We start from the raw sequence: 3,954 nt of genomic DNA, 5'->3' as shown, positions 1-3,954 counted from the left end.
GCTGTGCAAACTGGGCCGGGTCGCGGTTGGCCGCGCCAATGCACAGCGTGACCAGCGCGCCTTCGGGCAGCTCCACACCGCCCACGGTGGTGGCGCGCAAGGCGCGGCGGTTGCTTAGCTGGTTGGACGACTCGAAGCGCAGAAATTCGTCCACCGCCAGCGTCAACACGGTTTCTTGCGCGGCCGCATCTGGGGCCGTGGCTTGCAGGGTTTGCAACAAGCTGGCTTTTTCCTGCGGGTGTTCCTGCAGCGAGATCAGCGCATTGCCGATCAGGTTGGTGGTGGTTTCGTGGCCGGCGTTGAGCAGGAACACACAGTTCTGCAGCAGTTCCACTTCGCTCAGCCGGTCGCCGCTGGCCTCGCCCTGGATCAGGCGGGTGAGCACATCGTGTTCCGGGTCGCCGGGTGTCTTGCGCCGCTGCGCGACCAGGGTGCGCAGGTAGTCCAGGAATTCGCTCACGCTGCGGTTGCCCAGCGCTTGTTGTTCCGGGCTCAACGTGGGTTCCAGCGCGCCCAGAATCGCCAGCGACCAGCCGCGCAGCGGTGCGCGATCGGCGTGCGGCACGTCCAGCAGATTGCCGATGATTTCCACCGGAATCGCCGAGGCGAAGTCTTCGATCAGGTCGCCGCCACCGCGCTGCTCCAGCGCATCGAGCAGGCTGTCCACCAGCGCCACCAGGCCCGGCTCCATGCCGGCGATGGCGCGGCGGGTCAGGGCGCCCATGATGAGTTTGCGCACCCGGGTGTGCAGCGGCGGGTCGTTGAACACCAGGCTGTGCGTGTGGTGTTCGTACAGCGGGGAATCTGCGCCGTATTTGGGCCCGAATTCCACTTGTTTGTCGGAACTGAAGCCCTGCGCATCGCGATACAGGGCCACCAGATCGGCGTAGCGGGTGAAAAAATACGAACCGTCGGGCATGCGCCGCACCGGCTGGGTTTCGCGCAGCGCCGCGTACACCGGGTACGGGTTGGCCAGAAAGTCGCCGGGCAGGGCGCGCAGGTCAAACTCGGCGGCAATGGCCTGGGCGCGGGCCGCGGGCATGGGGGGTGTGATCGGGTCTTGCATGGTGTTGGGATTCTGGCAGGCCCAGGGCGGAACGGCTGTCGCGGGCTTGTGCGCCCCGGGCGTGACTTCACCCGGGCTTGTGTGTAGCATCTTCGTTCGACCCCGCGCGGCCGGGGATGCTGACATCCGAGGCCGCGTGGGCTTGCCCCCTGGCAGGGCCAGGGCCTGAGTCGTCAGCCGTGTGCGGAGGTCTTATGCCACGTTCCATTTTGTTGTTCCCTCTACCCAGCCTTGTCCGCCCAACCTGGCGCGCGGCGCTGTTCGCTGGTTGCCTGCTCGCGCTGACGGCGCATGCGCAGACCGGCGCGCCGAATCCCATGGCCCCGCCGGCCTGCCAGTGTTCCGCCCCCACGCCCTTGACGCCGATCGCCACCGTGGTGGTGCACTGCGTCTGTGGCGGCCTGTCCTGCGTGATCGGTGAACACAAACCGTCGGAAGGCAGGAGCAGCAAGGACGCACCGGCCACGCCGCTGTTGCAATGTGTGAGCAGACCTTAGGAGAACACCACCATGATGCTGGGATTGCGCACCGCCATTTACCCCGTCGCCGATCTGGGTGCCGCCAAAGCCTGGTACGCCGAGGTGCTGGGGCAGGCCCCGTATTTTGACCAGCCCTTTTACGTCGGCTTTGCGGTCGGTGGTTTTGAGCTGGGCCTGCTGCCCAACGCACAACCGGGCACCAACGGGCCACAGCCTTTGTGGGGCGTGGACGATATCGAAGCGGATTTCGCGCGCTTGTTGGCGCTGGGTGCCACCGAGCTGGATCCCATCTCGGCGGTGGGGGAAGGCATACGGGTCGCGGCGGTGCAAGACCCCTTTGGCAACCGCCTGGGCCTGATACAAAACCCCTTGTTCGATCCCAGCGCTGTGCGCTGAAGGCCTCAGGCCGACACCAGGGGCTCGCTGGCCTGCGGTGGTGTCGTGCGTGAGGGGCTGGTGCGCATCAACTGGCGTGCCGCGTAGCCGATCTCTTGCAGGGCGGCCTGTTCCACCGCACCCCATTGGCCCGAAAAGCTCAGGCGCATGCAGTTGCGGTAGCGGTTGGTGGCGGTGAACCAGCTACCGGGCCCGAAGGTGATGCCCTGCGCCAGACAATGCTGGAACAGTGCCACGCTGTCGAAGCCCGGTTCGAGCTCGACCCAGAGGCTGTAACCCGAAGGTGGGTTGCTGACCCGGGTGCCGACCGGAAAACTCTGGGCGATCAGCTTGCGGGCTTCGCCCAGGCGCTGTTGCAACTGGGCATGCAGTCGGCGCAGGTGCGCTTCGTAACCACCCTGGGTCAACAAGTCGGCCAACGCGTGTTCCAGCACCACGTTGTTGGCGGCACCTTGCAGGCGCTTCTGGGTGGACACCGCATCGCGCCAGCGTCCTGGCGCCACCCAGCCCAGGCGCAGGCCGGGTGCGAGGGTTTTGGAGAACGAGCCGCACACCATCACGCCACCGTCCTGGTCGAAGGACTTGGCGGCCCGGCGCCGTTCGTCGTTGGCCAGCAAGTCGTTGAAGACCACGTCTTCGATCAAGGCCACCTGGCGCTGGGCGAGCAGCCGCACCAGGCGCTGTTTGGCCGCCAGCGGCATCACGGCGCCGACCGGGTTGGACAAGGTGGGCGTGACCAGCACCGCCTTGACCGGTTGCGTGTCCAGCGCCAGCTCCAGCGCCGGCAGCGAGAGACCGGTGCGCGGATGGGTGGGTATTTCCAGGGCGCGCAGCCCCAGGGCTTTGAGCAGGTCGAGATAGCCAAAAAACGTGGGCGACTCCAGCGCCACCACGTCGCCGGGACGGGTCACCGCGCTCAGGCACAGGCTCACGGCCTGGATGCAGCTGGCGGTGATGACGATGTCGTTCGCGTCGAGCGCGCAGCCCAGGTGCAGGGCGCGGCGCGCCACGGCTTCGCGCAGCGCGGGCGTGCCGGCGTCGGCCTTGTTGTATTGCAGCAGACTGTGCCGGTGCAGCCGGGCGGCGCGCGCCACCGCCACGCGCAGGCGGTCGCCGTCGAACATGCCGTTGTGGTCCGGCGTGTAGCCACCGAAAGAGGCGCGGTCGCCGGGCTGGTGCAGCATGGCAAAGACATCGGAACGGCTTTGCCGCTCCAGCGAAAAACTGCGCGGCGGCGGCGTGCTCAGGCCGGGCTGTTTGATGCTGCGCTGGCTGGCCCGCACAAAATAGCCCGACTTCGGCCGGGCCTGCACCAGGCCACGTTCTTCGAGCTGGCGGTAGGCCTGCAGCACGGTGGAGATCGACACACCTTGCTGGGCCGCCGATTCGCGCACCGAGGGCAGGCGCTGGCCTGCCTTGAACGCGCCGCTGCCAATCAGTTGCGCCAGGCGTTGTGCCAGTTGCTCATAGAGCGGCGGCGCAGTGGGCGTGTCTGTGGCCTGCGGATCGGTGTGCGGGGTGGGGGCACCCCCATCGTCGAGCGAACGGTGAAAGTCGGGCGCCTGGTGCATGGTGACACCATGCTAAACCAGCACAGGCTTGAAATACCAGCCATTGCACCGGTACAGATGGGGTGTAACCCCAGCCGTACAGATGGGGTTTACCCGTGGTTGCGGTGCCCACATGGGCCGCGACTGTGTCTGTTGGACGGGCGGGAATTCCGGGACAGTAGAGCTCCATGAACAGGAGGTCCCCATGCAACTGAGTCCACACCCACAAGAATGCGGCACGCCTGCCGTGCTGCCGCAGCGCCAGACCCGTGTGATCCACGCCAAAGAAGGGATGCGTTTGCAGGTGCTGCGCGGTCGCTTGTGGTTGACCCAACCGGGTGTGACGCAAGACCTGTTTCTGGGCCCGGGCGCCAGCATCGACCTGCAGCGCGATTGGGTGGTGGTCCAAGCCGATGCCATGCCCGACGCCGGTGCCGCCGCCTGTGCCGAATACCGCTTGCAG

At 66.8% G+C, this 3,954-nt stretch carries 5 protein-coding genes; 3 read left to right on the top strand and 2 right to left on the bottom strand.

Annotation, left to right across the window (positions count from 1 at the left end; all coding sequences use genetic code 11):
* Positions 1-1,066: cytochrome P450 (locus ABYB95_RS18725; protein ID WP_372660273.1), on the bottom strand; the 1,066-nt coding region annotated here is incomplete at its 3' end.
* A gap of 194 nt (positions 1,067-1,260) precedes the next feature.
* Between ABYB95_RS18725 and ABYB95_RS18720 the strand changes: the two genes are divergently transcribed.
* On the top strand, positions 1,261-1,563 hold the full coding sequence (locus ABYB95_RS18720) for a hypothetical protein (protein WP_372660270.1): 303 nt from the start codon (positions 1,261-1,263) through the stop codon (positions 1,561-1,563).
* 12 nt (positions 1,564-1,575) lie between these two features.
* Positions 1,576-1,941: a VOC family protein gene (locus tag ABYB95_RS18715; RefSeq protein WP_372660268.1), complete on the top strand. Its 366-nt coding sequence runs from the start codon at positions 1,576-1,578 to the stop codon at positions 1,939-1,941.
* A gap of 5 nt (positions 1,942-1,946) precedes the next feature.
* Here the strand turns inward: ABYB95_RS18715 and ABYB95_RS18710 are convergent, their stop codons facing one another.
* Entirely contained in the window at positions 1,947-3,512 is a 1,566-nt protein-coding gene (locus ABYB95_RS18710) for a PLP-dependent aminotransferase family protein (RefSeq protein ID WP_372660266.1), read from the bottom strand.
* A gap of 184 nt (positions 3,513-3,696) precedes the next feature.
* On the opposite strand from ABYB95_RS18710, the gene ABYB95_RS18705 reads away from it, so the two are divergent.
* Positions 3,697-3,954: DUF2917 domain-containing protein (locus ABYB95_RS18705; protein WP_372660264.1), on the top strand; the 258-nt coding region annotated here is incomplete at its 3' end.

This window comes from Hydrogenophaga sp., from assembly GCF_041633695.1.
Classification (GTDB): Bacteria; Pseudomonadota; Gammaproteobacteria; order Burkholderiales; family Burkholderiaceae_C; genus Hydrogenophaga.
This window is presented reverse-complemented; position numbering and strand designations above follow the sequence as displayed.